The following is a 25,993-nucleotide window of genomic DNA, read 5'->3' as shown; positions in this document are numbered from 1 at the left end:
GGCCGAGGCGCTTGACCAATGCCTTGCGGAGATCGAAAAACAGCGCGTTGCGACGACCGGTTGAATCCGCCCAATACCTGTCTATCAAGTACACCGAGCGCCTCGCCGAGGCCGGCATCGAGCCGTCGGTCGGCAGTGTCGGCGACAGCTACGACAACGCTTTAGCCGAGACGATCAACGGCCTGTACAAAGCCGAGGTGATCCACCGACGCGGACCCTGGCGCAGCTTCGAAGCTGTCGAGTACGCCACGCTCGAATGGGTCGACTGGTTCAACCATCGTCGGCTGCTGGAGCCCATCGGCAACATCCCGCCTGCCGAAGCCGAAGATCAATATTATGCTGCCGCGGACAACATCGATATGGCAGCATGACTCACAACCAAAGGCCTCCGGCAGACCCGGGGCGGTTCACTATGCTTCCAGAACAGCCAGCCCCGTGTGGACTGACCGTTCTCGAAAAATGGCTTTAAGTCGATGCGGTAGCGCCGTTCCAACTCTTCGCAAAGATCGGCGGAGTCCCAGCCGTCGATGCGTAGATCGCCGTAAAGCAAGCGATCCTTAATCTTGCCGGGTGGCTCGCCTGAGTAATAGCCCGCCCGCTCAAGAACGAACTGGTATATCGCCTCAGGTTCATGTTGCGTCATCCGAGTATCATACATTCCTGGGATAGCGTTCCAATGGCAGCTTTCAGGAGGCTCATTGGAATCGTCGGATGGGCGTCCTTTCCGCACCCGGGCCACTCAAAGCGGCGGTAGCGGCCCGCACCAGCACTCGTCGTGCAGCGAAACTCGCCGGCATAGTCTGCGACCCAAAGCGTTGCGCAAACCCCTCTCGCCAAAGCCGCGAAGCGACGACATGAATCTCGTCGCGGGTTGGCGGGCGCTCTTCACAAATGCAGGCCGTAATCGCCGGGTACAATCGAGGCGAAAGCACGGTTTCTGTCGATGCAATCGCCTCGCGCGGTGAAGGTGCTACGCCTTGCTCAGCCGAATTGACCAATTGCTGTACGCTTTCTTTTCGCCAAGCGCGACCCGCGAACCAGAGGGGCACAGCGGCTAGCACTGCGAACATCAATGTCATGTTCAAAAATTGGCTTTTTGGGAGCTCACCGGCGAAGGCGAGCAAGAGCAGGATCAGAATGACCGACGCTCCCCATTCCGGATGCCGCACGAGCCGGAACGCGCACCACAGAAACCAGCAAAGCAGCACCGTTGCCGTCAAACTACCTATGACCAAGCCGATCGCTTCGACCACCATGAGGATCAACGGCATGTCGCCGACTCCTTCATGACAAATATATCGTATTACGATACACTTTGCAACTAAAGCACCTTCCGGACTGGATTAATCCACGCGGGCAAGCAGTTCGGTCAGCATCGGCCGAAGGCGCACGATTTCCTCGCGATGAGTCTTTGATAGCTGCCGCAGGAGGATTTGAGCTTTCCGCGTTAGTTCGAGCAGGGCCTGTCGGCCGTCGTCGGGGGATGGCCGACGTGTGACCAGGCCAAGCGTCTCCAGACGATCGACAAGGCCGGTCGCGCTGTGCGGCTTCAAAGCGAGACGTTCGGCAACGTAGCCAACGCTGACGTTCGCGTGGGTAGCCCCCCGAATGGCGAGCAGCGCTTGATGTTGCTGGGGCGTCACGCCGCAGCTTGCCGCACCACGTTCGCTGAACACCAGAAACTGCCGCAGCGCATACCGAAAATCCGCGAGCGCCGCATAGTCGGCGTCAGTCAGCTCGTCCTTATCAGCCATCGTTCAGATCCTAACCGTTGAACTATATCGCATCGCGATATAGTGGTCCCCGTTCTCGAACCGGCGGGTGTGCATGACGGCTTCCAACATCAATACCCCAAAGGCCAACCGCCTTGCCGATCATAGCGCCGACTGGCGCATGATCATGCTCGCTGGAGCGTCTGTCGTGGTCGGCACCGGCGCTGCGTTCGGGGCTTGGCTTTTGCTAAAGCTGATCGCGCTTGCCACCAACCTTTTCTGGTTCGGCAGGATATCAGCAGCACCTGCTGAAATCGCGAACGCCCATGTCGGTCTGGCGGTCGTCGCGATACCGGTCATCGGTAGTCTGCTGATCGGCCTGATGGCGCGCTTTGGTTCCGAGAAGATCAAGGGACACGGCATCCCCGAAGCGATAGAAGCCATTCTCTACGCCGAAAGCCGCCTGTCGCTCAAGGTTGCGATCCTCAAGCCGCTATCCTCGGCGATCTCGATCGGCAGCGGCGGCCCGTTCGGCGCCGAAGGGCCGATCATCATGACCGGGGGGGCGATCGGATCGCTTTTCGCTCAATGCTTTCACCTGAGCGCGGCCGAACGAAAGACTTTGCTGGTCGCCGGTGCCGCGGCGGGAATGACCGGCATCTTCGGCACGCCGATCGCGGCGATCCTGCTGGCGATCGAGGTCCTGCTGTTCGAGTGGAAGCCGCGCAGCTTCGTGCCGGTAGTCGTCGGGACGCTGGTGGCATTTGCCTGGCGACCCATGCTCCTCGGAGCCGGACCACTCTTCTCGTTTGCAGCGGCTCCCGTGCAGGCGTGGTGGCCGACCGGAGGGTTGGCCCTCGGCATGGGTGTTTTGGTCGGGCTCGAGGCAGCGCTGCTGTCAGCTTTGCTCTACCGTGTCGAGGATGCGTTCCACCGCCTGCCTGTGCACTGGATGTGGTGGCCGGCGCTGGGCGGTATCGTCGTCGGGATCGGGGGGCTGATGGATGCCCGCGTCCTCGGCGCCGGCTACGCGAATATTCAGGCGCTGCTCGACGGCTCATTGGCGGTGCGGGTTATCCTGGCACTGCTCGTCGTGAAGGCGGTCGTGTGGCTGGTCGCGCTCGGATCTGGGACGTCGGGCGGCGTTCTCGCACCTCTGCTGATTATGGGTGGTGCCTTTGGTGCCCTGCTCGGGCAGTTTCTGCCCGGATCGGTAGGTTTCTGGGCGATGATCGGTATGGCCGGCATGATGAGCGGTGCCATGCGCGCGCCACTCACCGGCGCACTATTCGCGGTCGAGCTGACCGGTCACTTCGATGCCTTGCCCGCGACGATAGCGGCAGCGACCGGAGCTTACGCTATCAGCGTGCTGATCATGCGTCGGTCGATCCTGACGGAAAAAATCGCGCGGCGCGGCCGCCATATTCTCCAGGAATATACCGTCGATCCGCACGATTTTCTGCAAGCAGAGCAGGTGATGACCCCCGATCCTGCCGTCCTGTCGAGCGCTATGTCGATCAAGGATACGGTCGCCTTTTTCGGGGACGCCGCAACACACCGGACCTATCCCGTGGTCGATGCTGGCGGACACCTGGTCGCGATGGTGTCGCGATCCGATGCTCTGCGCTGGCAGGTAGAAGGCGATTTACCTGATACCTCACTCGCCGAGACGCTGTCCGATTCATCGCAAGCGATCGCCTATCCTCACTCGCCGATCGGGGAGGTGGCTGATCTGATGGTCGAGAGCGGGGTCGGGCGTATCCCCATCGTCGAGTCAGGGACCAATCGAGTTCTCGGCATCCTCTCGCGCCATGATCTGCTGAAGGTCCGGAGCGCCCGCAAGCGCGCAGAGATCGACCGAACCTAGCAATTTCATCGCGATGGGTATTGCTGGTAGGAGGCATATCGGTCGGAGCGGGTGACCTGAAAACATGAAGTTGTCGTTGCCTTTTGTGCCTATCCTCGCCGGTGCGACACTGCGTGACCGGCTACTCGCGTGCATAGGTGCATTGATCGGCATTGCGCTGACGAGCCTGGTGAGCGCAACGGCCTTGCACGGACGGGCACCGCTTCCGTTGCTGGTGGCGCCGATCGGCGCGTCCGCGGTGCTGGTCTTCGCCGTGCCCGCGAGCCCATTGGCCCAACCCTGGTCGGTGGTGGGCGGAAACGTCGTCTCGGCACTGGTTGGCGTGACGGCGGCTTACTTCGTGCCCATACCGTATTTGGCGGTCGGGGTTGCCGTGGGCGGGGCCATCCTCGCCATGTCGCTGCTCCGCTGTCTGCATCCACCAGGTGGGGCTGCGGCTCTGACGGCCGTGATCGGAGGCCCTGCGGTGCTCGGCGCCGGTTACGCGTTCCCGTTCGTGCCCGTCGGGATCAACTCGCTTATCCTGATCCTGACCGGCATCGCTTTTCACAGGGGTTCCGGCCATTCCTATCCGCATCGCCCGGTTCCGATCGTCGGTCACGAAATTGCGGCGTCCGGATTGGGCATGCCGCATCCCGCAGACATCGACCTTGCGCTCACAGACCTCGGAGAAACCTTCGACGTGAGCCGGGAAGATCTTGACCTGTTGTTTCGACGCGTGGAGTTCCACGCGTCCAGGCGCGCAGCAAGGCCGACGGGGACAAAGGGGACAATCGGATGAGTGCCATGGGGAGCACGCTCTCGGACCGCAAGGCGATCTGGGCTTTTGTGCTGGGATGTCTGGCGGTCACGGCGGGGGTGGGCACGCACCTGCCAATGTTCGCGATGGGGCGAGAGATGCACTATCATCTGGCCGGCATGCCGATGACCAGTTCTATGGTCGTGGGCATGGTTCTGATCGTGGGGGGGCTTTTCGTCGCTGCCTACGGTCTGTTGCCTCGCAACCTGAGCGCGCATCGCACGTCAACCGCCGACATCGTCGTCGCAGCGCCCGAAGATGCGCAGCTTGGCGCAGCCCATTTCGGCCTTATGGCCATCCTCGTGATCGCGCTCGTGGTGGACGTGATGAAGCCTGCTGCACTCGGGTTCGCGATCCCCGGCATGACCAGCGAGTACGGCGTATCGAAAGCGACGGCGTCGCTCGTCGCCTTCTTCGCGCTCGTCGGAACTGTGGTGGGCTCGGTGGTGTGGGGATTCCTCGCCGACATCTATGGGCGGAAGGCGACCATCCTGCTTTCAGCCGTTTTCTTCGTGGGCACTGCTATTTGCGGCGCAATGCCTAGCCTCGCTTGGAATATCGGCATGTGCTTCATGATGGGGGCCGCGGCCGGAGGCATGCTGCCGGTGACCTATGCTCTGCTTGCCGAAATGATGCCGACCCGGCATCGGGGCTGGGCATTGGTGCTGGTCGGCGGTCTGGGTGCAGTCGGCGGTTACTTCGCGGCAAGTGGGGCATCAGCCCTTTGGCAGGGCACCTTCAGTTGGCGCATCCTGTTTCTCCTCAACCTGCCGACCGGCCTGCTGTTGGTTGTGCTCGGCAACTTCATTCCTGAATCGGCCAAGTTCTTGATCGCACGCGGGCGATTAGCGGAAGCCGAGGCGGTCATGCGACGGTTCGGCGCGACTGCGCGGAAGGTGACCGCATCGTCGCAGCCCCCGCGATCGAGTAACCGGCCCCTCACTGGATTCCACCTCTGGAGCAAGCTTGTGGCGCTGAGCTTGGCAGCGTTGTGTTGGGGATTAATCAATTTCGGGCTGCTTCTTTGGTTGCCGGGCGACCTCCAGGAAAAGGGCTATTCGGTTACCGTCGCCAGCACCCTGCTGGCAAAGTCCGCACTCATTTCCTTCCCGACGGTCTTCCTATGCGCATTCCTCTATAGTCGCTGGAGCACGAAGTGGTCGCTCGTGACGATGATCGCGATCACTATGGTGGGGTTGGGGTTGGTGCTTCATCTGGAGCTCGCGGGACATGGTAGCCCAGTGTTGCCGGTATCTCTGCTCATTGTAGGGTCGAACGGCATCCTCGCCATCCTGCTTCCCTATGCGGCGGAGAGCTTTCCGCTGAACGTGCGGGGCAGAGCAACGGGATGGGTGGCTGCCTGCACCAAGGCCGGGGGAGTGGGTGCCCAAGGGCTCGCTATCTCCGCGCTGGTGCCGAGCATGGATTCGGCAGCCATTGCGATTATGCTGCCTACCACTCTTGCGCTGGCACTGATCGCTCGCTTTGGTCGTGAGACTCGCGGAACAGACCTGCGCGACCTGGACGTGGACAGCGCGCCCTTCGGGCATGGCTCCGGATCCAGGAGCTAGGAAGTCTTGAATGCCACTCGAGTCAGCACCGGTATCAAAAATATCTACTTTACCGGTGCCCAGAGCATAAACGCTTGCCCTTGGTCACCACCGACCTTGCTGCACTTACGGCGCCGCAGCCCTCGTGGCCCATGACGACGATCAGCGGCACGTCGAGCACGCTGACCGCAAACTCCAGGCTGTACATCGCTGCGACATCGAGGGTGTCGCCGGCATTACCAACGATAAACAGTTCGCCCAGCCCCCGACCGAGCAGCAATTCGGGAGGCACTCGGCTGTCGGAGCAGCTGACATACGCCGCGAACGGCTTGCGTACAGGTCCTCGACTAGTGAGCAGACCTGCGGCGTTCACGTTCTTGGCGCCCATTGACGGCGGGCGCCCGCGCCGCTTTAAAAGTGACGAGGCGCAAGATGTGGTCGGGTCGGCTAGCGGTCCATCTGCTCGTTCAATTTCGTTGCACTGCCGCGATCGCGAGTGTCGGCTTTCGTTGGAAGCTGCCATTCAAGCCTTCCTGCAGGAATGACGGCTTCGTCCCACTTCTCGCCGATCGGCGACGGGTGGCGGGTGTCGATAGGACCAGCCATTCGCTTTCGCTCAAGCAGTCCGCCGGCAGGCGCCGAGTTCCGGACGCTCGTGCCATAATCAGCGAAGCCCGGTGGGCCACCCCACCCGCGCGAGCCTGTAGTCGGGCCCGTTCAGCGCGGACTCCTACATACCCCAAGGTTTTTCGCTCGGGCCTCCCGGTTCGATGATCTCACCCATAAAGGCGGCCGCCACGGCATCGACATCTTGACGGTAGAGATAGGGACCGAAGGGGCGGCTGTTAGGAACCAGTAAGGCCGCAACCGGCGGTTGAGGTGGACGGAACCGCCGTGGCCCTCGCTCATAATCCGATGATCATCTGTCCCACCATCGAGCTAATCGAGCTGTCCAGCGGTTTGCTTTACCGAACTTCGGACAGCGACTCGTTCTCCGACGCTTCTGCGGCAAAAATCAGATGACGAACATTCTCCTATTGCCGAAGTGGGCACCGTAAAACGGTCTCAAAAGCATTGGCCGGGGGTCTTATCGCGTGTTTTCTCTCAATCTTGATCGGGAGCGCCGAGTGGGAAGTAAGCGCGGAATGGGCGCGCCTCCTCGACGCAGCTCGCGACAGAAGGGCGGGCGAGCAAACGAGCGCGATAGGCTTTGAGCGAGGCGTGCTTATCAGCGATAGGGTGCACCCAATCGGCGTAGAAGAGCGAAGGGGCGGCGGCGCAGTCGGCAAGGGTGAAATCCCCACCGCACGCCCAATGGCGACCCGCCATTTCGCCGTCGAGCCAGGCATAGATCCGGTCCAGATCGGCGCGGGCACGCGCGACGCCGTAGGGGTCGCGGTGTTCCTCCGGGCGCAGCGCGTTGCCGACCATCACTGTCATGACGTTCATCACGTAATTGTCGAACACGCGGTCCATCATCCGCACCTTCACCGCCGCCGCCGGATTGGGTGGGATCAGTTTCACCGGACCGGGATGGGCCGCTTCGAGATACTCGATGATCGCGGTCGCCTCGAACACAGCGTCGTCGCCGTCGACCAATAATGGGAACTTGCCAACTGCCGAGCGACGGGCAAGCTCCGCACCATTCTCAGGATGCTCTGGACCCACCATCCGAAATTCGAACGGCGTATCGTTCTCATAGAGCGCGATCTCAGCCTTCCACGTATAGGAGGAGAAGGGGTGACCGAAGAGCTGGATTACCATGTGCCGTCCTTCATTTTAGCTTGCCGTACATCCTCGCGCGCGCTCGTAATCGCGCCGAAGGACCCCGTTTCGAGTGAGCCTACGGGCTCGTAAGTTGCGATGATGGTGCCGCCGGCCGATACTTGATGATCGACGAGCTTGAGCGTGCCGGACGGCGTGCCCTTGCCGAACAGCCGCTTGCCGCTGCCAAGCACGATCGGGAAGGTATACAGCACCATCCTGTCGAGCAGGCCCGCTGCGAGCAGTGCGGGATAGATCGTGCTCGATCCCTGGATCAACAGATCGGGGCCGTCGCCCTGCTTGAGCATCGCGATGTCATCTATATCGCGCATCCGGTGGCTGTTCGCCCAAGGCAGCGGTTGCTCGCCGCTCGTCAGGACGTATTTGTTCGCCGCCGTGAACGCCTCGCCCATCGCCGCGCCGTCACCGTCCACATAGGGCCAGTAGGCGGCGAAGATGTCGTAGGTTCGCCGCCCGAGCAGCAGGTCGTAGGGCTTCGAGAAGAAGTCGCCGATCGCCGCACCGACCTGATCATCCGCGACGGGAAACATCCAGCCGCCGTGCGCGAAGCCACCGGTCGGGTCTTCGACCGGCCCACCCGGCGCCTGGATGACGCAGTCGAGCGAGACGAACATGCCACCGATGACCCTACGCATCGGTCGCCTCCCCGGCGCGCCCGGCTTCGATCCCGGCGATGTCGATCTTGCGCATCGTCATCATCGCCTCCATCACGCGCTTGGCCGCCGCGGGGTCGGGGTCGGCCATCCCGGCCATCAGCGCGCGGGGCACGATCTGCCACGAAAAGCCCCAGCGGTCCTTGCACCAACTGCACATGCTCTCCGCACCGCCATTGCCGACGATCGCATTCCAGTAGCGGTCGGTCTCCTCCTGGCTGTCGGTGAAGACCTGGAAGCTGACCGCCTCGTTGGGGCTGAAGTTGGAGCCGCCGTTCAGCCCGACGAAAGACTGGCCGAGCAACGTGAACTCGACGGTGATTTCCTGGCCACGCTTGGTCGACGGATTGTCCGCAGGCGAAGCGAGCGCCCCGCTGACATGCGTATCGGGGAACACACTGGCGTAAAACTCGGCGGCCGCTCGGGCCTGGCCGTGGTCGAACCACAGGCAGGTGGTCATCTTTGCCATCGTTTGCTCCTTACTTCCCGCCGACCAACGCGAAGGCGGCGCCTTGCGGGTCGATGCACATCACAATGTGCATGCCGCCGGGCACTTCGTGCGGGCCCATCGTCACGGTGCCGCCACCGCCGGTGATCTTGGGGACCGCGGCGTCGATCGAGGGGACGTTGAAATAATAGGTCGAGCGCGTCGTCCATCCGGCACCTGCGGTCATCATTGCGCCGATCCGCTGGCCGGCATGATCGATGAAGCAGTAATCGCCCATTGCGCCCATCGGCATCGTCTCGTTGTTTTCCCAGTCGAACACTTCGCCGTAAAAGGCGAGCGCGGCCTTGTGGTTGCTAGTGGCCAGTTCGTGCCAGCCACAATGCCCGGGCGCGGTGACGTGGAATGCCTGCGACTCCTGCTGGCTGTCGCCGCGCATGATGTAAAACATCATGCCCTGCGGGTCGGCGACCATGGCGGAGCGACCCACGCCGGGAATATCCTGCGGGCCCATATGAACGCTGCCGCCGAGCGACTTGATCTTCTCGGCAGTGGCATCGACGTCCTGCACGCCGATATAGCAGAACCAGCCGGGCTTCATCGACGCACCCAGAGGCAGCGTCATCAACCCGGCCAAACCTTGACCGTCGGGCGCGGTGAGGATGTGGTAATCGCCAGCACCCTCCATGCCAGAGGGCGCGATGTTCCAGCCGACAACATCGGCATAAAATTTCTGCGCGCCGTCCGCGTCGGTCGTCATCAGTTCGTACCAGATCGGGCTGCCTTCAGGGTTGATCATCTTCTCTCTCCTTTTGTCAAATGATTACTGATCGGCGATTGCGCGAAAGATCATGCCGCGACCGGCTCGGCGTAAAGTGCGAGCTGGTCGGCCATCGCCTTGCGGTGCGCGGGCCGCGCCTCGCCGCGCTCGACATAGCTGGCCAGCTTGGGGAAGCTGTCGAGCTGTTGCGAGCCGCGCAGGCCACCAAGGACCGAGACCAACATCAGATCTCCGACGGTGAACACATCGCCGTCGATCCACTCGGTGTCGCCGAGCGCGGCCTCGAGATCGTGAAGGCGGGCCTGCAGGTCTTCGGCGACCTTGGCGTGACGCGCCTTCGACCAGTCGCGATCGGCCTCGAAAATGTCGTTGACGGCAATGGCCATGACGAACGGCTCAACCGAATTGAGCGCAGCGACGAGCCACTGAATCGCGCGGATACGCGCGGCAGGATCGGCCGGGATCAGTTGCCCGGCACGCTCGGCAATGCGCAAGACGATGGCGCCTGATTCGAAAATCTCGACCTCGTCGTCGCGGTAGGTCGGCACCTGCCCGAAGGGCTGATAGCAGCGATGCTCGGGCGTCTTGGCGTTGTGGATCAGCACGACGTCATAGGGCTGACCGACTTCCTCGCACGCCCAGCGCGCGCGGATGTCGCGAACGAAACCGCGCGCGAACGGGGGAACCCAGGCGAAGGTGGTGATGATAGGCAGCATAGTGTCCTCGCAAATCTGTGGCGGGTTCGGGTTCGGCGATTTCATGCCAGCGCGATCAGCTCCCGCCGAAGTGTGTCGGGATCAATCAGATTGGCCTCAACGTCGCGGTGCGTCGCGCGCCAGATCGGCACTGCGCTTGCGAGAACCTCGCGGCCCGCGTCCGTGAGGACGAGCAGCCGGCTGCGCTGGTCCGCCGGATCGACGTGCACCTCGAGCAGGCCCCGCCGCTCTAGAGGTTTCAGCGCAGCCGTCAGTGTCGTCCGGTCCATCGCGAGCAGATGCGCGACAGGGGCCATCGGTGGCGGGACGGGCCGGTTGAGGGACATCAGCAGCGAGAACTGTCCGTTCGTCAGACCTACTGGTCGTAGCGCTGCATCGAACCGCCTCGCCAAGGCACGGGCGGCGCGCTGTGCATAAAGGCATAAGCAGGCGTCGCGCACCTCGATCGTCGTTTCGAAAGGCACAAGCTCGGACATCCACACGTGTATGTTGATATCAACCTAAAATGTCAAGACTGTTGTCCGGGTGGTCCGCTGCGCAAGTCGGCTTCAGGCAAAAGCAGTCTCTCGCCTGCGCCCCTGCGGACGGCAACTTAGTCCCACGATCCGGCGTTCGTCTGGGCAGCAGTCGACCAAACTTACGACGTTCAGCGGCCGGGACGTGAATGACCGCTCATAATGAAACCAGCCGGTTGGCGCGAGAAACCGCATCCGCAGCTAGACGCCGACAATCGCTCGTTCGCATTCAAACCATCATATCCCAAAAGCCGTCCTCCGTCCTCAGGGCGCTAGTCTGGTTCTGCAGCGCTTTTGCGAAGGCGACCTTTTCAATGTCGGACATAGGTCGGCTACCCTCTCGAAGCTTGGGAAGCGGTTATTCTTCGGCTTCGCGCCGGAAAAGATTGATGCGAATTTCGCCGAACCAGCCTTTGCCTACAGACGAGATGATTTTACGCGAAACGAGCCAGGCTGCGAGCGCAGCGTTGGACTGCGTGTTTTCGAGCAGCGGAATTCCATAGCCTCGCTTGATCTCGGAAAAGGGCCTGGGGAGCTCGGCCAGAATCTCGCGGACGTCGTCGTCGCTTAGAAGCGACTGGTAGCGACTGAACAATCTGACCTGAACCTCGATCGGCCGCGTGGCCAAGATGATAGCGCGCGCGGGGCCCGCGCTGAGCCCGGGCAGGTCGGCTCCGGTTCTTTCCAGTATGGCACCCACGACGCGCGCCCGTGTCGCGAGCCCGGAGAGCTGAGCGAGATCCATCGATCGTATGATTGCCACTTTGTGCTCGTCACCAATCGGGCTGCCAAGCAGGGCCTCCCGGAAATCGTCGTCGATCGAAAGCCTGGCCTGCTCGTTCAGGAATGGTTCGATGTTTCTGATCGCAAACGCAAGGCGAAGGTCATCGTGAGCGCTGAGGAAATCCAGCGCCTCGGCCGAAAAAGCGACTCTTCCCTCTTCGATCAAGATCTGCAGCTTGGGGACGTCCACGCCATCCGGGAATTGCGAATAGCCTCTCGGCAAAGCCCGAACGTAGGTCCGATAGGCCGGCTCGGTCAGTCCATCATTCTCGACCAGGAAACGATGGAGCGGCGCCGCGCCTTCGTCGTCGGGCATGGGTTCGGCCGAAAGCGCCGCTTGCGGCGCGTCCATATTGAGAAAGGTGGTGAGGCTCTCGGAATCGAATGCCTCGCCGGAAAGGAAGGCTTGGACGTTCTCCCAGGACGGTGCGATCCGGCCCAGTTGAAACGCCGGGCTATGGAAGCGCGCCGGCACCGCTGCCAGAATGGGGATGACTGCCGACTGCGTTCGGAGAAAGGCGACCAGATCGTCGAAATCGGCGTCGTTTCGCGCGAGGATGGCGAGGATAGTGCCGGTGCTCTCTTGACGATTATCGGGCAGACCTATCAGGACGAGCTTCAGATGCCCCGCGAATTCACGCTCGATCCTTGCGGTAAGCGGGTCATTCGCGATGTGGGAGATGGTGGTATAATGACGCGTATGCAGAGACTGCGTGTCGCTCTCGCCCAGGACGGTCTGAACGGCATAGTCCAGATTGTCGATCGTAAGCGTGTAAAGCCCCGCCTCGAACAGGGAACGCGCGATCCCGGGAAAGCCATCGACGCTACGCAGGCTTTCTAGCTCGAAGCCAAGGGCTTCCAGCCGTGATGGTTCGAAGCCAACACCCAGCGCCAGTATTTCGGCAAGATTCGCCGCGAGAAATTCTGGAAGTTTGGCATATTTTTCCGGCAGCGCCTCGAGCGTGGCGAGCGGTAAATGCGCCATCAACTGCGCGAGGTGGGGCAGATGCTTAGGGTTGACGAGGATTGCGGGGATGAAGCCAGCCCATGACCGGACCATGCCGGCGACGAAGTTTGGCACCTGCGTGCCGAAAGCGTAATAGCTCGTGAAGAAATCATCGATCGTGTCGAATTCGGATTCCAGATAGCCGAACATTTCGGCGATGTGGGAGGCATAGAGCAGCGGCTCGGAGAGCAGGCAATCGATGATTTTGACGTTGAGCACGTAGCTTTGCCGGAAATCCTCGTCGCGCATCGCGGCGATGACCTCCTTAGGATTGTCGATCGGGAAGCCGGGCTCCGGCGTGATGAAGCCGCGAATCTTGATGAGATATTTGTTGTCGTTCGGAGAAAGGCGGCCGGAATGGAATAGCGACGTGTATTGGTAATACGTGTCGTCGAGATGGCCTTCAAGGATCAGGAAGCGCGCGAGGTCACTCCTTTCGTCGAAGGCGTTGAAAAGAGCGTCGAGCCCGTCTGTATCGAGCCGAATGATCTCATTGAATTTGGCGCCGCGCAGGCCAGCGCTCTTCGTCCGCAGAAGGCGAAGTTTTCTGGCGGCCGCAGTTCTGAATTCGGCACCCCTGCGCTCGATCTCTTCTTTGCGCTGTATGTAGGTCCGAGAAGGATCGACTTCGGCTTCAAGCGTCGAGAGATTGACCTGACCCTGATGCCCCTGTTGCGATCGAAGGGAAACATTTGAGCTTTTGATGAGCTGGTCGAATATGTCGAGCTTGGCGATCGATGAAATCTCGATCCAGTTCTGCCCGTTTATCGTCAGGAGCGACAAGTGTCCGGGGATTCTCTCGATCACCGCCATCGCGTAGATCCTGCGCAATTCCAGAAGGTCGGATGGAATTTGCCGCTCCGCGACGTCTATTTCGCCTTCTATTCGCTCGATCCTGGCTTTGTAGTCCGCCTCGGCATTCACAATGAATTCGTCGTGACGGTCGAGGATCCGAGCAAGATTGCCTTTGCCACGGTGTAGCGCTTCGAACTCCTTGGGAAAGACATTCTTGTAAATGAGGATGGCGAGTAGCTTGGTTGCATTCAGATCATTGCCACCGTCGGTTTCCAGGTTCGCAGCGTAGATCGCATATTCGTTGAAGATGTTCTGGATAAGTCTCAAATCATTGAGATAGCGCGATACCTCTCGCAGAAACTGCCGGTCGAGCCGATCATCCAGGGCTAGGCGCTTGCCCTGCTCCAGCATCTTGTCGATCGAATTCGAGCTGTTGATAATCGGAATGACGGGGATGATGAATTCGAAGAATTTTGTGCGATCAGTGTTGATGAACATGTCGTCACGCAGCGCATAGAGAAAGCGTATCGTGCGCTTCACGCCGGCGTTTTCATTAATAAGCTTGTTGATCTCTCGCAACGTTACGAAGATCTCGGAATCGTCAAATCTGTCCAAATCCTCGATGATGACGAGATCATATTTCGTCGATTGGAAAAAATAGATAATCTCGTCGAGATGACGGTTCAGGATCGATTCCTGCGCGATTGCCGCTGGCGTAATCTCGATATCCTTGAGCGAGATGCTCTTAAGCGATATCCCGAAACTGGCCTTATAGACCTGGTGAAGGAGTACCCAGACAAAGGAGGCCCCCACCGCAAACCAGACAAAATGCGGCCAGTTGCTTTTTGCGAGGGGAAGGAAATATGCCCCGTCGAGGATGTCGACGCGCTTCTGAAACAGGTGCCAGACCGATGCCGCGCCGATCAGCGCGTAGAGCGAGAGAAGGGCCGACAGTCGGCCGGGCGACCGGATCCGCTTGAAACGCGAGAAAGGAAGCTTGTTCGCGTCCGCCCCATAGAGCATCTGCTGGAGGATACTCCTCTCGATCTCTTGCTTGCTCACCTTGCGATCGGGGATGGCCTGATCCGCCCCGGCTTTGATCGCTTCGGGAAGAAATGCCGCGAGCGAGATCTGAAGCGCGGAGATTTCATTCTGTTTCAGGAACGATTGGATGATGCTGCTCTTGCCCGACCCATAGGGTCCGGTCAGCGCGATGTTCGAGACCTTTGGATCTTTTATCGCGGCTTTCAGCGCCTTGGCATAGACGCCGGCTTCGTCCGCCATATCGGTCGGCGCGAGGTTGACGAACTGAGATGGTGCGTCGGCTGCCGTTGTCGAGCGGCTGAACCAGGTTCTGATCTCTGCGATGAGTTGCCGCAAGTTCGTTAAATCCTGTGAAACGAGGCCGAGATCGAAGAATTAGCATGGCTGCCCGGCCAGCTTCTACTTATATCCGGCTACAACTGGACCAAGCTTGGAATGTCCGGTTCTGACGGAACCTGCCGTAGGCCGGCACCGCGTGGCATGGCCGGAATGTCCCATTTCTCGCCGATCGGCGACGGGTGGCGGGTGTCGACCAGAGCCAGTCATTCAAGTCAGCTTCGGTGAACGAGCGATGGTGACGGAAGCGGCCGAACGGGGTGCGCGTCGCGGCCGGTCGGTAAGGCGCTCACTATCGCTGCTCCCATGAGATAATCGCAGCCCCAGACGCTGTCGTCATAAGTGCGCTAAGTACGATTGCGGATCGACCGCTCAATGAGCTTTGGTCTCCCAGGTCATCGGTCTAAGGGTGTCGCGGGGGATACGCTTTTGCGGATTGCGATTGTTGATGAGAGCGCCGCGCGCGCGGCCGTGATCGAGGAAGGGCTGCGCGATGCGGGCCTGAACGACGTCACAACTTTCGTTGATCGCCGCGGTATCGCCGCGCGGCTTGAGGCGTTGTCGCCCGACGTCGTGCTGATCAACCTCGCCAATCCGCACCGCGACGAACTTGAGGAGCTGTTCGCTTTGTCGAAGGCGATGGCGCGGCCGGTTGCGATGTTCGTCGATCAGAGCGACGTGGCGGGGATCGAGGCGGCGATCGACGCGGGTGTTTCCGCCTATGTCGTCGACGGGCTCAAGAAGGAGCGCATCCGGCCGATCCTCGAACTCGCGATACGCCGCTTCCGGGCGTATTCCCGCCTGCGCACCGAACTGGACGAAGCCCGCAGCGCGCTTGCCGAGCGCAAGGCGATCGACGAGGCCAAGGCGCTGCTGATGAAGAAGCGCGGCATCGACGAGCCCGCGGCCTATGCCGCGCTGCGCAAGGCGGCGATGGATAGCGGGCGGCGGATTGGCGACGTCGCCGACGCGATCGTCACCGCCAACCGGCTGATGGGGGACCTATGACGACCACGCCGTTCCGCATCGGTTTCCTGCCGCTGGTCGACGCCGCCTTGCCGATCCTCGCGCGCGAATTCGGGTTCGCCGAGGCGGAGGGGATCGCGCTCGAGCTCGTGCGCGACATGAGCTGGGCGACCGTCAACGACCGGTTGCTCTATGGCCATAGCGATGCCGCGCACCTGCTCGCGCCGCTGGCGATCGCGACGACGCTGGGGCTGGGGCGGCCGGCGACGCCGCTATCGGTGCCGTTCGTGCTCGGGCTCAACGGCAATGCGATCACGCTGCGGCCCGATCTCGCAGCGCAGGTCACTGCGGTGGGCGCGCCCGGCGACGTCGCGGCGATCGGGGCACGGCTTGCTATCGTCGCGCAGGCGGCGCGCGCGCGCGGCACGCCGCTGCGTTTCGGCGTAGTGCACCGCTATTCGAGCCACAATCACATGCTGCGCTATTGGCTGATCGGTTGCGGGATCGATCCAGATCGCGACGTATCGATCGTCACGGTCGCGCCGCCCTTCGCCGCCGATGCGCTCGCCGCGGGCGAGATTGACGGGATTTGCGTCGGCGAGCCGTGGAACAGCGTCGCGGTCGACCGCGGCGTCGGCGTGATCGTCGCGGTGACGTCGCAGATCTGGCTGCGCGGGGTCGAAAAGGTGCTGGCTATGCGCACCGCGCGGATGGAGGAGGATCCCGACCTCACGCATCGCCTGCTGCGCGCGCTGTACCGCGCGGGCGTGGCCTTCGTCGATCCGGCGCGGCGCGAGGAGATTGCTGCTATCCTCGCGGGGCCGGACTATCTCGATGGGTCGGCTACGCTGATCGGCCACGCCATTTCGGACCGCATCGTGTTTGCGCAAGGCGCCGACCCGATCGACGTCCCCGATTTCATGTTCCAGCATCGCGAGGCGGCCAATTTCCCGTGGATCAGCCAGGCGGCGTGGCTCTATGCACAGATGTGCATCGCGGGCCATGCGGCACCGAACCCGGCCGGTTACGAAGCTGCGCAGCGCGTCTTTCGCCCCGACGTCTACCGCGCCGCGCTGCGACCGCTCGGCGTGCCTCTGCCGGGGGCAAGCTCGAAGCTTGAGGGAGGGATCGCCGGATCGCTTGGGGTCGGCACTACACAAGGCCGCTTGATCCTCGGTGCAGACCGATTCTTCGATGCGCGGAGCTTCGATCCGGCCGATCTCACCGGCTATCTTGGCGGATTCGAAGCATAATCTACCGCGCGGCAGAAAATTGTTGCGTTGCGGCGCGAATCGATGCAGCTTTCGGTCATCGTCGAGACGCTGCAACGGGGTAGCGTCTTCGACATCACCAACAATTTGGCAAAGTCGCCGTCGCGTCTCGAATGATCGAGCGCCGCGGCGGCTTTTTTGCGTTTGCTCGAGGGGGTATCGGGACGATGACGCAGCTGCAGACGGAGTTTGACGCGGGGCTGGTGGGGACCGGCGCGCGACCCACGGCGAAGCCGAGCGCAGCGGGCGCGACGGGCTTCTGGCAAAGCGGGCACCGCCCGACGCTGATCGCCGCCTTCCTCTATTTCGATCTCGCCTTCATGGTCTGGGTGCTGCTCGGTCCGCTCGCGCCGATCATCGCCAAGGAACTGGCGCTGTCGCCCGCCGAGAAGGGGCTGATGGTCGCCGTGCCGACGCTCGCGGGTGCGGTGCTGCGGCTCGTCAACGGGCTGCTGGTCGACAAGATCGGGCCGAAGAAGACCGGCGCGATCGGGCAGATCATCGTCATCGCCGGCCTGTCGATCGGATGGCTGTTCGGGGTCAACAGCTTTGCGGGCACGCTCGCACTCGGCGTCGTGCTCGGTTTTGCGGGGGCGAGCTTCGCGGTCGCGCTGCCGCTGGCCTCGCGCTGGTATCCGGCCGAGCATCAGGGCAAGGCGATGGGGATCGCCGGCATGGGCAATTCGGGCACCGTACTCGCCTCGCTGTTCGCGCCAATGCTCGCCAAGACCTTCGGGTGGAACGCGGTGCTGGGGCTCGCGGTTATCCCGCTTGCGATTGTGTTCATGCTCTACATGGCGATGGCGAAGGATTCGCCGAGCCAGCCTGCGCCCAAGCCATTCGCCGCCTATCTGACGGTGCTCAAGGAAGCCGACACCTGGTGGTTCATGCTGTTCTATGGCGTCACCTTCGGCGGTTTCGTCGGGCTTGCCGCCAGTCTGCCGGTCTACTTCACCGACCGTTTCGCGCTGACCCCGGTGACGGCGGGCTATTGCACCGCGGCGTGCGTCTTCGCGGGATCGCTGGTGCGGCCGATCGGCGGCGCGGTGGCGGACAGGATCGGCGGGATCAGCACGCTGACCGCGGTCTATCTGCTGGCGGCGCTCGTGCTGGTGGCGATCAGCACCGCGCCTGCCTCGCTGACCGTCTCGCTCGGCCTGTTCCTGCTGGTGATGGCGACGCTCGGTTTCGGCAACGGCGCGGTATTCCAGCTCGTGCCGCAGCGCTTCCGCGGCGAGATCGGCGTGATGACCGGCCTCGTCGGCTTCGGCGGTGGGATCGGCGGCTTCTACCTTGCTTCGTCGCTCGGCTTTGCCAAGCAGTGGACCGGCAGCACTTCGCCCGGCTTCCTGATCTTCGCCGGGCTCGCGGTCGTCGCTCTACTCGGGATCCTTAAGGTCAAGCGCCACTGGCGCGGCAGCTGGACCGCGGCAAACGGAGCGCGGATCTGATGCGTGCGCTGTCGCTCCTTGGATTGGGAGGGCTGGTGGCGACACCAGCCCTCGCCGACCCGCTCACCTTCACCCCGTTGATCGATGCGCGGCTGCGCTACGAACATGTCGAGCAGGCACCGCTTGCGAAGGACGCCGATGCTGTCACGCTCAGGCTCCGCAGCGGGTTCGAGGCGAAGCTCAGCGATTTCAGCTTCCTCGCCGAATCCGAGGCGACTCTCGCGATCAACCCGGCGTACAATAGCGGGGTCAATGGCAAGACGGCTTACCCGATCGTCTCCGATCCGCAGAATATCGAGCTCAACCGGCTGCAGCTGCAATATCGCGGGCTCAAGCAGACCGTCGTCACCATCGGGCGACAGGCGATCAACCTCGACGACCAGCGCTTCGTCGGCGCGGTCGCGTGGCGCGACAATGAACAAACCTTCGATGCGGTGCGCGTCGAATGGTCGGCGATCAAGAACCTCAAGGCCGACGTCACCTATGCGAACACTGTCCGCACTATCTGGGGGATCGACGGTGGCAATCGCTTCGGTCCCGCGCGGCTGGGCGAGATCGGCGGTGACAATGTCTTCGTCAACTTGGCCTACAGGACCAGCCTCGGTACGCTAACGGGCTTTGCCTATCTGGTCGACCAGGACCAGCGGCAAGTGTTCGTCAATTCGAGCCAGAGCTATGGCGGGCGCTTCGCCGGGGCCTATCCGCTCAGCAAGACGCTCAAGGTGGCCTACCTCGCGAGCTTCGCGTCGCAAAGCGACTATCACCGCAACCCCAACCGCTATCACGCGGACTATTATGCGGGCGAACTCGGCATCGCCGTCAGGGCGCTGACGCTGACCGGCGGGTATGAGGTGCTCGGCGCGGACAGGGGTGTCGCGGTCACCAGCTTCCAGACCCCGCTCGCCACGTTGCACAAGTTCAACGGCTGGGCCGACAAGTTTCTCGTCACCCCGCCGAATGGCCTGCGCGATGCCTATGGCTCGGTCGGCTATGGCTGGAAGAAGGTCGCCGGGCTCGATGCGATCGCCCTGGTCGCCGCCTATCACCGCTTCGACAGCAACCGGCTCGGCCAACATTACGGCGATGAGGTCGATGCGCAGCTCAGCGTCAAGCAGGGCCGATACACCGCGCTCCTCAAATATGCCGACTATCGCGCCGATCGCTACGCGACCGACACCAAGAAACTCTGGCTCTCCCTGGATTGGGCTTTCTCATGACCAAACCGCATCTCATCGTCATCGGCAACGGCATGGCGGGCTGCCGCGCCGTCGAAGAAATCCTCGCGCGCGATGCCGACCGCTATCGCATCACGATCTTCGGCGCCGAGCCGCACGTGAACTATAACCGCATCATGCTCTCGCCGCTGCTCGCCGGGGACAAGTCGTTCGACGACATCGTGATCAACGATCTCGCCTGGTATGCCGACAATGCGATCGAGCTGGTAGCGAGCGACCCCGTCGTCGCGATCGACCGCAAGATCCAGACCGTCACCGCGCGCTCGGGCCGGGTCGAGAGCTACGACACGCTGATCCTCGCGACCGGCTCGGACCCGTTCATCATCCCGGTGCCGGGGCATGATTTGCAGGGCGTCGTCACCTTCCGCGACATGGACGATGTCGGCGCGATGCTGCGCGCGGCCGATGCTGGCGGAGATGCGGTGGTGATCGGCGGCGGACTGCTCGGGCTTGAGGCGGCACACGGTCTGTCGCTGCGCGGTATGAAGGTGACCGTGCTCCACATCATGCCGACGCTGATGGAGCGCCAGCTCGACGAAGCGGCCGGGTGGCTGCTCAAGGAAGCGCTCGAGGCGCGTGGTCAGACGATCCTGACCGGCGCCGACACTGCCGAGATCTACGGCCAGGGCAAAGTTGAGGGGGTCCGCCTCAAGGACGGGCGCGACATCCCCGCGGCGCTGGTGGTGATGGCGGTCGGCATCCGCCCCAACGTCAAGCTCGCGCGCGCCGCTGGCTTGGCGATCGGGCGCGGGATCCATGTCGACGATCATCTCGTCACGTCGGACGCCAACGTGCTCGCGGTCGGCGAGTGCGTCGAGCATAACGGCCTCGTCTATGGCCTCGTCGCGCCGCTGTGGGAGATGTGCCGCAGCCTCGCCGACGGGCTCGTCGCGACGCCCTCGGGCTATACCGGATCGGTCACCTCGACCAAGTTGAAGGTCTCTGGGATTGACGTCTTCTCGGCGGGCGACTTCTCGGGCGGCGAAGGCTGCGAGGACATCGTGATGCGCGATGCGGCGCGCGGCATCTACAAGCGCGTCGTCGTCAAGGACGATCGCGTCATCGGTGCGGTGCTCTATGGCGATACGCAGGACGGCAACTGGTATTTCGACCTGCTCAAGAAGCAGCAGGACGTCGCTGAGATCCGCGACGCTTTGATCTTCGGCCAGGCGTTCGCCAGCGGAGGAGCGGCATCGGCAAACCCTAATGCGGCAGTCGCGGCTTTGGCGGACGACGCCGAGATCTGCGGCTGCAACGGCGTCAGCAAGGGCAGGGTGGTCGGCGCGATCGCGGGCGGCGCGTGCACGCTCGACGCGGTGCGCGCCTGCACCAAGGCCTCGGCCTCGTGCGGGTCGTGCACCAATCTGGTCGAAGGGCTGCTCGCGGTCACGCTCGGCGCGGCGTTCAACGGCGAGCGGACAGCGCCGACGGTGTGCAAATGCACCAGCTTTACGCATGAGGACGTCCGCCGCCTGATCCTCGAGAAGCAGCTCAAGGCGATCCCGGAGGTGATGCAGGCGCTGCACTGGATGACGCCCGACGGCTGCTCGTCGTGCCGCCCGGCGCTCAATTACTATCTGCTATGTGCATGGCCTGGTGAGTTCATCGACGACAACCAGTCGCGTTTCGTCAACGAGCGAATGCATGCCAATATCCAGAAGGACGGCACATATTCGGTCGTCCCGCGGATGTGGGGCGGGGTCACCAACCCCAAGGAACTGCGTGCAATCGCCGATGTAGCCGAGAAATACGAGGCGCGCATGGTCAAGGTGACCGGCGGCCAGCGGCTCGACATCTTCGGGATCAAGAAGGAGGATTTGCCCGCGGTGTGGGCCGATCTCAACGCCGCCGGCATGGTCAGCGGCCACGCCTATGCGAAGGCGTTGCGCACCGTGAAGACGTGCGTCGGCTCCGAATGGTGCCGCTTCGGCACGCAGGATTCGACCGGGCTCGGAATCAAGACCGAACAGATGACCTGGGGCAGCTTCATGCCGCACAAGTTCAAGATCGCGGTGTCAGGCTGTCCACGCAATTGCGCCGAGGCAACGATCAAGGATTTCGGCGTGATCTGCGTCGACAGCGGGTACGAACTGTCGATTGGCGGCAATGGCGGGATCAAGCTGCGCGGCACCGATTTCCTGTGCAAGGTCGCAACCGAGCAAGAGGCGCTCGATCACTGCGCAGCGTTCATCCAGCTCTACCGAGAGGAAGCGCGCTATCTCGATCGCACCGCGCCGTGGGTCGAGCGCGTCGGGCTCGACTATATCAAGGCGCGGATCGTCGAGGATGTCGAAGGCCGCGTGGCGCTGACTGCCCGCTTCCATTTCTCGCAGCGCTTCATGCAGGACGACCCGTGGGCGAAGCGCGCGGCGGGCGACGACTACAAACTCCACCAGCATCTCGCCGAAATCCGCCCTCTCGCGACGCCTTCGCTGGTGGCCGCGTGAGCGCGGTCGGCGAATGGCTGGACATCGGTCCGGTCGACCAGCTTCCCGCGCTCGGTGCGCGGACGTTGCCGGTACGCGGCGGGCGCGAGATCGCGATCTTCCACACCGCCAATGGCGAGGTCTATGCGCTCGCCAACCAATGCCCGCACAAGCAGGGGCCGCTCAGCCAGGGGATCGTCCACGATACTACGGTGACGTGCCCGCTGCATAACTGGCGGATCTCGCTCGTGACGGGCGAGGCGCTCGGCGAGGACAAGGGGTGCGTGCCGGTGATCCCGGTCAAGATCGATGGTGGCCGCATCCTGATCGGCCGCGCGGCGGCGCTGGAAGGCGTGGCTTGACGACGGTCAAGACCACTTGCGCCTATTGCGGCGTCGGCTGCGGCGTGCTCGCCACGCCCACCGGCGCACGCTCTGCGACGATCGCGGGCGACCCGGCCCATCCGGCGAATTTCGGCAAGCTGTGCTCCAAAGGCACGCATCTCGGCGAGACGATCGGCCGCGAAGGCCGCTTGCTCCACCCGATGATCGGCACCCGCCAGGCCAGCTGGGACGATGCGCTGGACCACGTCGCGCAGAGCTTCGCCGCGACGATCGCCGAATATGGCCCCGATAGCGTCGCGTTCTACGCCTCGGGCCAGATGCTGACCGAGGATTATTACGTCGCCAACAAGCTGATGAAGGGCTTCATCGGTACCGCCAATATCGACACCAATTCGCGCCTGTGCATGGCGAGCGCGGTGGCGGCGCATGTCCGCGCGTTCGGCGAGGATGTCGTGCCGTGCAGCTATGACGATCTCGATGCCGCCGATCTGATCGTGCTGGTCGGATCGAACACCGCCTGGTGCCATCCCGTGATCTGGCAGCGGATTGAGGCGGCGCGGGCGGCGCGCGGCACCAAACTCGTGGTGATCGACCCGCGCCGCACCGAGACCGCCGAGCGCGCCGACCTCCATCTCGCGATCGCCCCCGATAGCGACGTCGCACTGTTCAACGGACTGCTCGCACACATGCGTTCGAGCTGGCGGCTCGACGGCAAGGCGCTGGCGGAGCGCGTGCACGTTCCCGACGGCTTCTGGAAGTCGCTGCCGAAGCCAGATGTCGCGCGAGTCTGCGACATCACCCCCGCCGACCTGCAGGCGTTCTACGATCTGTTCGCGGATCACCCGCGCACGATCACTCTGTTCAGCCAGGGCGTGAACCAGTCGACCAGCGGGACCGACAAGGCGAACGCGATCATCAACCTTCATCTCGCCACCGGCCGTATCGGGAAACCCGGCGCGGGGCCCTTCAGCATCACCGGCCAGCCCAATGCGATGGGCGGTCGCGAGGTCGGCGGACTCGCCTCGACGCTCGCCGCGCATATGGGATTCTCGGATGCCGAGCGCGACCGCGCGCAACGCTTCTGGCACTCGCCGACGATTTGCCCCGGTCCCGGTCTGAAGGCGGTCGACATGTTCGAGGCGATGGCCAAAGGCAAGATCAAGGCGGTGTGGATCATGGCGACCAACCCCGCTGTGTCGATGCCCGATGCGCGCATGGCGCGCGTTGCGCTCGCCAACTGCCCGTTCGTCGTCGTGTCGGACTGCGTCACCGAGACCGATACGCTGCGCTTTGCGCAGGTGAAGCTGCCCGCGCTCGGCTGGGGCGAGAAGGACGGTACGGTTACCAATTCCGAGCGCCGCGTGTCGCGCCAGCGCGCGTTCCTGCCCGATCCGGGCGAGGCGCGTGCCGACTGGTGGGCAATCGCGGAGGTCGCACAGCGCATGGGGTTCGCCGGTTTCGAGTATCGGAACGCCGCCAGCGTGTTCCGCGAATTCGCCGCGCAGACCGGGTTCGAGAATGACGGGACGCGCCTGCTCGATATCTCCGATTGGGCGACGATCACCGATGACGGCTATGCCGCACTGGCGCCGTTCCAATGGGGCGGCGCCTCGCCATTCGCAGAACGCGCCTTCGCGACGCCCGACGGCAAGGCGCGGGTCGTGCCCGTCGTCCACGCGCCGCGCGACGATGCCAGCCGCGCCTATCCGTTGCGGCTCAACACCGGCCGCTACCGTGACCAATGGCACACGATGACGCGCACCGGGCTGTCGCCCAAGCTGTCGCAGCACCGCCGAGAACCGCTGGTCGAGGTTCATCCCGACACCGCACAGCGGCTCGGCATCACCGATGGCGCGCTCGCGCGCGTCGAGACGCCGAACGGCGCGAGCATTTTCCGCGTCGCCGTCACCCCGGACCAGCGCCGCCGCGACCTGTTCGTGCCGATCCACTGGAGCGACCAGACCAGCGCTGGCGGCCGCGCGGGGCTGTTGCCGGGGCAGGATCGTGATCCGATCTCGGGCCAGCCCGGCTTCAAAAACACCCCTGCGCGCGCCGGATCGTACAAGCCCGACTGGACCGGCTTCCTCGTGTCGCGCGAGCGGCCGGGCATCCCGGATTGCGCCTATTGGACACGAATCCGCACCGCGCATGGCTGGCTGGTCGAACTGGCTGGCGAAGGCGACCCCGCGGCGATGACCGCGCTGATGCCCAAGGGCGAGCGCGCCGAGATGATCGACGCACGCCGCGGCGTAGTGCGCTCGGCGATACTGGCAGACGGGCAGTTGCAGGCGGCGTTGTTCGTCTCGCGCAACGCTCGCCTGCCGCCGCGTGACTGGCTGATCGGGCAGCTAGGGACGGAAGAAGCCTCGTCGTTCGAAGTGCTTGCCGGGCGCCCTGCTACTCCGGCCCCCGATCGTGGCGCGATAGTTTGCGTCTGCTTCGACGTCGGCCTCAATACCCTGTTAGCCGCGATCACCGACCAGCGGCTCGTCACCGTGGAGGCAGTCGGCGCCGTGCTCAACGCCGGTACGAATTGCGGTTCGTGCCGCCCCGCCATCGCCAAATTGCTGCCCGCGCAGGAGAGTGTCCATGTCTGAGCTCATCGCACCCGGCGACGTGTGGTTGGTTGGCGCCGGTCCCGGCGACCCCGATCTGCTCACGCGCAAGGCCGAGCGGCTAATCGGCGCGGCCAGCATCGTCTTCTACGATGCGTTGGTCGGACCGGGAGTACTCGATTTGATCCCTGCGCATGTCACGCGCGTCTCGGTCGGCAAGCGCTCGGGCCGCCATTCCAAGACGCAGGGCGCGATCGACGCGCTGTTGGTCGAGGCTGCGCTCGCCGGGGAGCGGGTGGTGCGGCTGAAGGGCGGTGATCCGTCGATTTTCGGCCGCTCGACCGAGGAAATCGACGCGCTTACGAGGCACGGCCTTAGCGTGCGGATTTGCCCCGGTATCACCGCGGCGAGCGCCGCGGCGGCCAGTGCTGGCGTGTCGCTGACGCTGCGCGGATCGGCGCGTGAACTGCGTTTCGTAACCGCGCACGCGCGTGCTGGCGAGGCGCTGGATGTGGACTGGGCCGCACTTTCGGATCCCTCGGCGACCCTCGCCTTTTACATGGGCCGCGGCGCGGCGGCCGATATTGCCAGGCAGCTTATCGCAAACGGCCTCGCCCCGGCTACCCCGGTGCTGATCGCGAGCGATGTCAGCCTTCCGTCAGAACGTCTCGTCCATACCCGACTCGATTTGCTGGCGCTGGTTATTAATCGCGCCTCGGGTGCCGGCCCCGCGTTGATCTTGGTCGGCGAAGCAATGCGCGCCCAAATCGCGCCAAAACTTGTCCGGGTTGCGAACGATGCTAGTGGCAGCGGCAGTCTCGCGGTCGGTATGCTCGCGACGCCGTCAGGAGCGGTTTGACCGCTTAACGGCTCACGGCCAGTCATTTATTTCCCATATCGTGGGGTGCATGCGGCTTTGCTGTCCGGTTTGGTTTGAAGCTGCCGTCCGCGGGGCGAC

General features: G+C 63.2%; 24 protein-coding genes. 12 read left to right on the top strand and 12 right to left on the bottom strand.

The features are described from left to right. A partial coding sequence (locus tag IE187_RS19015) for an integrase core domain-containing protein (RefSeq protein WP_229839544.1) occupies window positions 1-371 on the top strand: 371 nt, incomplete at its 5' end. Here IE187_RS19015 and IE187_RS19010 read toward each other — a convergent pair. The 3 genes from IE187_RS19010 to IE187_RS19000 form a co-directional block, all read right to left on the bottom strand. Continuing rightward, window positions 335-643, bottom strand: coding sequence for a hypothetical protein (locus IE187_RS19010; protein WP_189677583.1), 309 nt, complete (start codon window positions 641-643; stop codon window positions 335-337). The two genes, IE187_RS19015 and IE187_RS19010, sit on opposite strands and share 37 nt — an antisense overlap. A 52-nt stretch (window positions 644-695) precedes the next feature. Further along, complete coding sequence (locus IE187_RS19005) at window positions 696-1,271, bottom strand: hypothetical protein (RefSeq protein WP_189677582.1); 576 nt, start codon at window positions 1,269-1,271, stop codon at window positions 696-698. A 72-nt stretch (window positions 1,272-1,343) separates the two neighbouring features. Then, window positions 1,344-1,754 (bottom strand): MarR family winged helix-turn-helix transcriptional regulator, encoded by a 411-nt coding sequence (locus IE187_RS19000; protein ID WP_189677581.1) that lies wholly within the window; start codon window positions 1,752-1,754, stop codon window positions 1,344-1,346. A gap of 73 nt (window positions 1,755-1,827) precedes the next feature. Here IE187_RS19000 and IE187_RS18995 point away from each other — a divergent pair, with 73 nt between their 5' ends. The 3 genes from IE187_RS18995 to IE187_RS18985 all read left to right on the top strand — a co-directional run bounded on the left by IE187_RS18995 (window position 1,828) and on the right by IE187_RS18985 (window position 5,949). Next, window positions 1,828-3,579 carry a chloride channel protein gene (locus tag IE187_RS18995; protein ID WP_229839542.1) on the top strand — a complete coding sequence of 584 codons (1,752 nt, stop codon included), beginning with the start codon at window positions 1,828-1,830 and terminating at the stop codon, window positions 3,577-3,579. 64 nt (window positions 3,580-3,643) lie between these two features. Next, a complete protein-coding gene (locus IE187_RS18990; RefSeq protein ID WP_189677580.1) occupies window positions 3,644-4,360 on the top strand; it encodes an HPP family protein in 717 nt (238 codons plus the stop codon). Window positions 4,361-4,365: 5 nt separating this feature from the next. Next, window positions 4,366-5,949 carry an MFS transporter gene (locus IE187_RS18985; protein ID WP_229839540.1) on the top strand — a complete coding sequence of 528 codons (1,584 nt, stop codon included), beginning with the start codon at window positions 4,366-4,368 and terminating at the stop codon, window positions 5,947-5,949. A 49-nt stretch (window positions 5,950-5,998) separates the two neighbouring features. Here IE187_RS18985 and IE187_RS18980 read toward each other — a convergent pair whose 3' ends face one another. The 9 genes from IE187_RS18980 to IE187_RS18940 form a co-directional block, all read right to left on the bottom strand. Next, window positions 5,999-6,316 carry a carbonic anhydrase gene (locus IE187_RS18980; protein ID WP_229839539.1) on the bottom strand — a complete coding sequence of 106 codons (318 nt, stop codon included), beginning with the start codon at window positions 6,314-6,316 and terminating at the stop codon, window positions 5,999-6,001. 59 nt (window positions 6,317-6,375) lie between these two features. Further along, complete coding sequence (locus tag IE187_RS18975; protein ID WP_189677588.1) at window positions 6,376-6,534, bottom strand: hypothetical protein; 159 nt, start codon at window positions 6,532-6,534, stop codon at window positions 6,376-6,378. Window positions 6,535-7,032: 498 nt separating this feature from the next. Then, a complete protein-coding gene (locus IE187_RS18970) occupies window positions 7,033-7,692 on the bottom strand; it encodes a glutathione S-transferase family protein (RefSeq protein WP_189677577.1) in 660 nt (219 codons plus the stop codon). Continuing rightward, on the bottom strand, window positions 7,686-8,348 hold the full coding sequence (locus IE187_RS18965; protein WP_189677576.1) for a dihydrofolate reductase family protein: 663 nt from the start codon (window positions 8,346-8,348) through the stop codon (window positions 7,686-7,688). Before IE187_RS18965 ends, IE187_RS18970 begins: the two co-directional genes overlap by 7 nt. After that, entirely contained in the window at window positions 8,341-8,835 is a 495-nt protein-coding gene (locus tag IE187_RS18960) for a VOC family protein (RefSeq protein ID WP_189677575.1), read from the bottom strand. The genes IE187_RS18965 and IE187_RS18960 overlap by 8 nt, the downstream gene beginning before the upstream one ends. A gap of 10 nt (window positions 8,836-8,845) precedes the next feature. Further along, window positions 8,846-9,610: a VOC family protein gene (locus IE187_RS18955; RefSeq protein WP_189677574.1), complete on the bottom strand. Its 765-nt coding sequence runs from the start codon at window positions 9,608-9,610 to the stop codon at window positions 8,846-8,848. Between the two features lie 50 nt (window positions 9,611-9,660). Beyond that, window positions 9,661-10,308 carry a glutathione S-transferase family protein gene (locus IE187_RS18950; protein WP_189677573.1) on the bottom strand — a complete coding sequence of 216 codons (648 nt, stop codon included), beginning with the start codon at window positions 10,306-10,308 and terminating at the stop codon, window positions 9,661-9,663. Between the two features lie 41 nt (window positions 10,309-10,349). After that, window positions 10,350-10,784 (bottom strand): MarR family winged helix-turn-helix transcriptional regulator, encoded by a 435-nt coding sequence (locus IE187_RS18945; RefSeq protein ID WP_189677572.1) that lies wholly within the window; start codon window positions 10,782-10,784, stop codon window positions 10,350-10,352. Between the two features lie 397 nt (window positions 10,785-11,181). Further along, on the bottom strand, window positions 11,182-14,787 hold the full coding sequence (locus tag IE187_RS18940) for a YobI family P-loop NTPase (RefSeq protein WP_229839538.1): 3,606 nt from the start codon (window positions 14,785-14,787) through the stop codon (window positions 11,182-11,184). A gap of 429 nt (window positions 14,788-15,216) precedes the next feature. On the opposite strand from IE187_RS18940, the gene IE187_RS18935 reads away from it, so the two are divergent. The 8 genes from IE187_RS18935 to cobA all read left to right on the top strand — a co-directional run bounded on the left by IE187_RS18935 (window position 15,217) and on the right by cobA (window position 25,894). Beyond that, window positions 15,217-15,795 carry an ANTAR domain-containing response regulator gene (locus IE187_RS18935; protein ID WP_189677571.1) on the top strand — a complete coding sequence of 193 codons (579 nt, stop codon included), beginning with the start codon at window positions 15,217-15,219 and terminating at the stop codon, window positions 15,793-15,795. Continuing rightward, window positions 15,792-17,006: a CmpA/NrtA family ABC transporter substrate-binding protein gene (locus IE187_RS18930; RefSeq protein ID WP_189677570.1), complete on the top strand. Its 1,215-nt coding sequence runs from the start codon at window positions 15,792-15,794 to the stop codon at window positions 17,004-17,006. Before IE187_RS18935 ends, IE187_RS18930 begins: the two co-directional genes overlap by 4 nt. Window positions 17,007-17,191: 185 nt before the next feature. Beyond that, window positions 17,192-18,475, top strand: coding sequence for a nitrate/nitrite transporter (locus IE187_RS18925; RefSeq protein ID WP_189677569.1), 1,284 nt, complete (start codon window positions 17,192-17,194; stop codon window positions 18,473-18,475). Then, complete coding sequence (locus IE187_RS18920; RefSeq protein WP_189677568.1) at window positions 18,475-19,692, top strand: alginate export family protein; 1,218 nt, start codon at window positions 18,475-18,477, stop codon at window positions 19,690-19,692. Before IE187_RS18925 ends, IE187_RS18920 begins: the two co-directional genes overlap by 1 nt. After that, complete coding sequence (gene nirB / locus IE187_RS18915; protein ID WP_189677567.1) at window positions 19,689-22,157, top strand: nitrite reductase large subunit NirB; 2,469 nt, start codon at window positions 19,689-19,691, stop codon at window positions 22,155-22,157. The genes IE187_RS18920 and nirB overlap by 4 nt, the downstream gene beginning before the upstream one ends. Beyond that, the gene (nirD, locus tag IE187_RS18910) at window positions 22,154-22,498 is read left to right on the top strand and encodes a nitrite reductase small subunit NirD (protein ID WP_189677566.1); all 345 of its coding nucleotides are present in this window, start codon (window positions 22,154-22,156) and stop codon (window positions 22,496-22,498) included. The genes nirB and nirD overlap by 4 nt, the downstream gene beginning before the upstream one ends. Beyond that, window positions 22,495-25,077, top strand: a complete 2,583-nt coding sequence (locus tag IE187_RS18905) for a nitrate reductase (protein WP_189677565.1) — start codon at window positions 22,495-22,497, stop codon at window positions 25,075-25,077. The genes nirD and IE187_RS18905 overlap by 4 nt, the downstream gene beginning before the upstream one ends. Then, complete coding sequence (cobA, locus tag IE187_RS18900) at window positions 25,064-25,894, top strand: uroporphyrinogen-III C-methyltransferase (protein WP_189677564.1); 831 nt, start codon at window positions 25,064-25,066, stop codon at window positions 25,892-25,894. The genes IE187_RS18905 and cobA overlap by 14 nt, the downstream gene beginning before the upstream one ends. The last annotated feature ends 99 nt before the right edge of the window (window positions 25,895-25,993 follow it).

It is taken from the genome of Sphingomonas glacialis, from assembly GCF_014653575.1.
Lineage (GTDB): Bacteria > Pseudomonadota > Alphaproteobacteria > Sphingomonadales > Sphingomonadaceae > Sphingomonas > Sphingomonas glacialis.
This window is presented reverse-complemented; position numbering and strand designations above follow the sequence as displayed.

Coding starts and splice junctions, on each gene's coding strand:
- IE187_RS18965 (WP_189677576.1), bottom strand. CDS start 8,348: ATGCGTAGGGTCATCGGTGGCATGTTCGTCTCGCTCGACTGCGTCATC.
- IE187_RS18960 (WP_189677575.1), bottom strand. CDS start 8,835: ATGGCAAAGATGACCACCTGCCTGTGGTTCGACCACGGCCAGGCCCGA.
- IE187_RS18955 (WP_189677574.1), bottom strand. CDS start 9,610: ATGATCAACCCTGAAGGCAGCCCGATCTGGTACGAACTGATGACGACC.
- nirB (WP_189677567.1), top strand. CDS start 19,689: ATGACCAAACCGCATCTCATCGTCATCGGCAACGGCATGGCGGGCTGC.
- IE187_RS19000 (WP_189677581.1), bottom strand. CDS start 1,754: ATGGCTGATAAGGACGAGCTGACTGACGCCGACTATGCGGCGCTCGCG.
- IE187_RS18925 (WP_189677569.1), top strand. CDS start 17,192: ATGACGCAGCTGCAGACGGAGTTTGACGCGGGGCTGGTGGGGACCGGC.
- IE187_RS18975 (WP_189677588.1), bottom strand. CDS start 6,534: ATGGCTGGTCCTATCGACACCCGCCACCCGTCGCCGATCGGCGAGAAG.
- IE187_RS18945 (WP_189677572.1), bottom strand. CDS start 10,784: ATGTCCGAGCTTGTGCCTTTCGAAACGACGATCGAGGTGCGCGACGCC.
- IE187_RS18985 (WP_229839540.1), top strand. CDS start 4,366: ATGGGGAGCACGCTCTCGGACCGCAAGGCGATCTGGGCTTTTGTGCTG.
- IE187_RS19010 (WP_189677583.1), bottom strand. CDS start 643: ATGACGCAACATGAACCTGAGGCGATATACCAGTTCGTTCTTGAGCGG.
- IE187_RS18980 (WP_229839539.1), bottom strand. CDS start 6,316: ATGGGCGCCAAGAACGTGAACGCCGCAGGTCTGCTCACTAGTCGAGGA.
- IE187_RS18990 (WP_189677580.1), top strand. CDS start 3,644: ATGAAGTTGTCGTTGCCTTTTGTGCCTATCCTCGCCGGTGCGACACTG.
- IE187_RS18995 (WP_229839542.1), top strand. CDS start 1,828: ATGACGGCTTCCAACATCAATACCCCAAAGGCCAACCGCCTTGCCGAT.
- IE187_RS18930 (WP_189677570.1), top strand. CDS start 15,792: ATGACGACCACGCCGTTCCGCATCGGTTTCCTGCCGCTGGTCGACGCC.
- IE187_RS18950 (WP_189677573.1), bottom strand. CDS start 10,308: ATGCTGCCTATCATCACCACCTTCGCCTGGGTTCCCCCGTTCGCGCGC.
- IE187_RS18970 (WP_189677577.1), bottom strand. CDS start 7,692: ATGGTAATCCAGCTCTTCGGTCACCCCTTCTCCTCCTATACGTGGAAG.
- IE187_RS19005 (WP_189677582.1), bottom strand. CDS start 1,271: ATGCCGTTGATCCTCATGGTGGTCGAAGCGATCGGCTTGGTCATAGGT.
- IE187_RS18920 (WP_189677568.1), top strand. CDS start 18,475: ATGCGTGCGCTGTCGCTCCTTGGATTGGGAGGGCTGGTGGCGACACCA.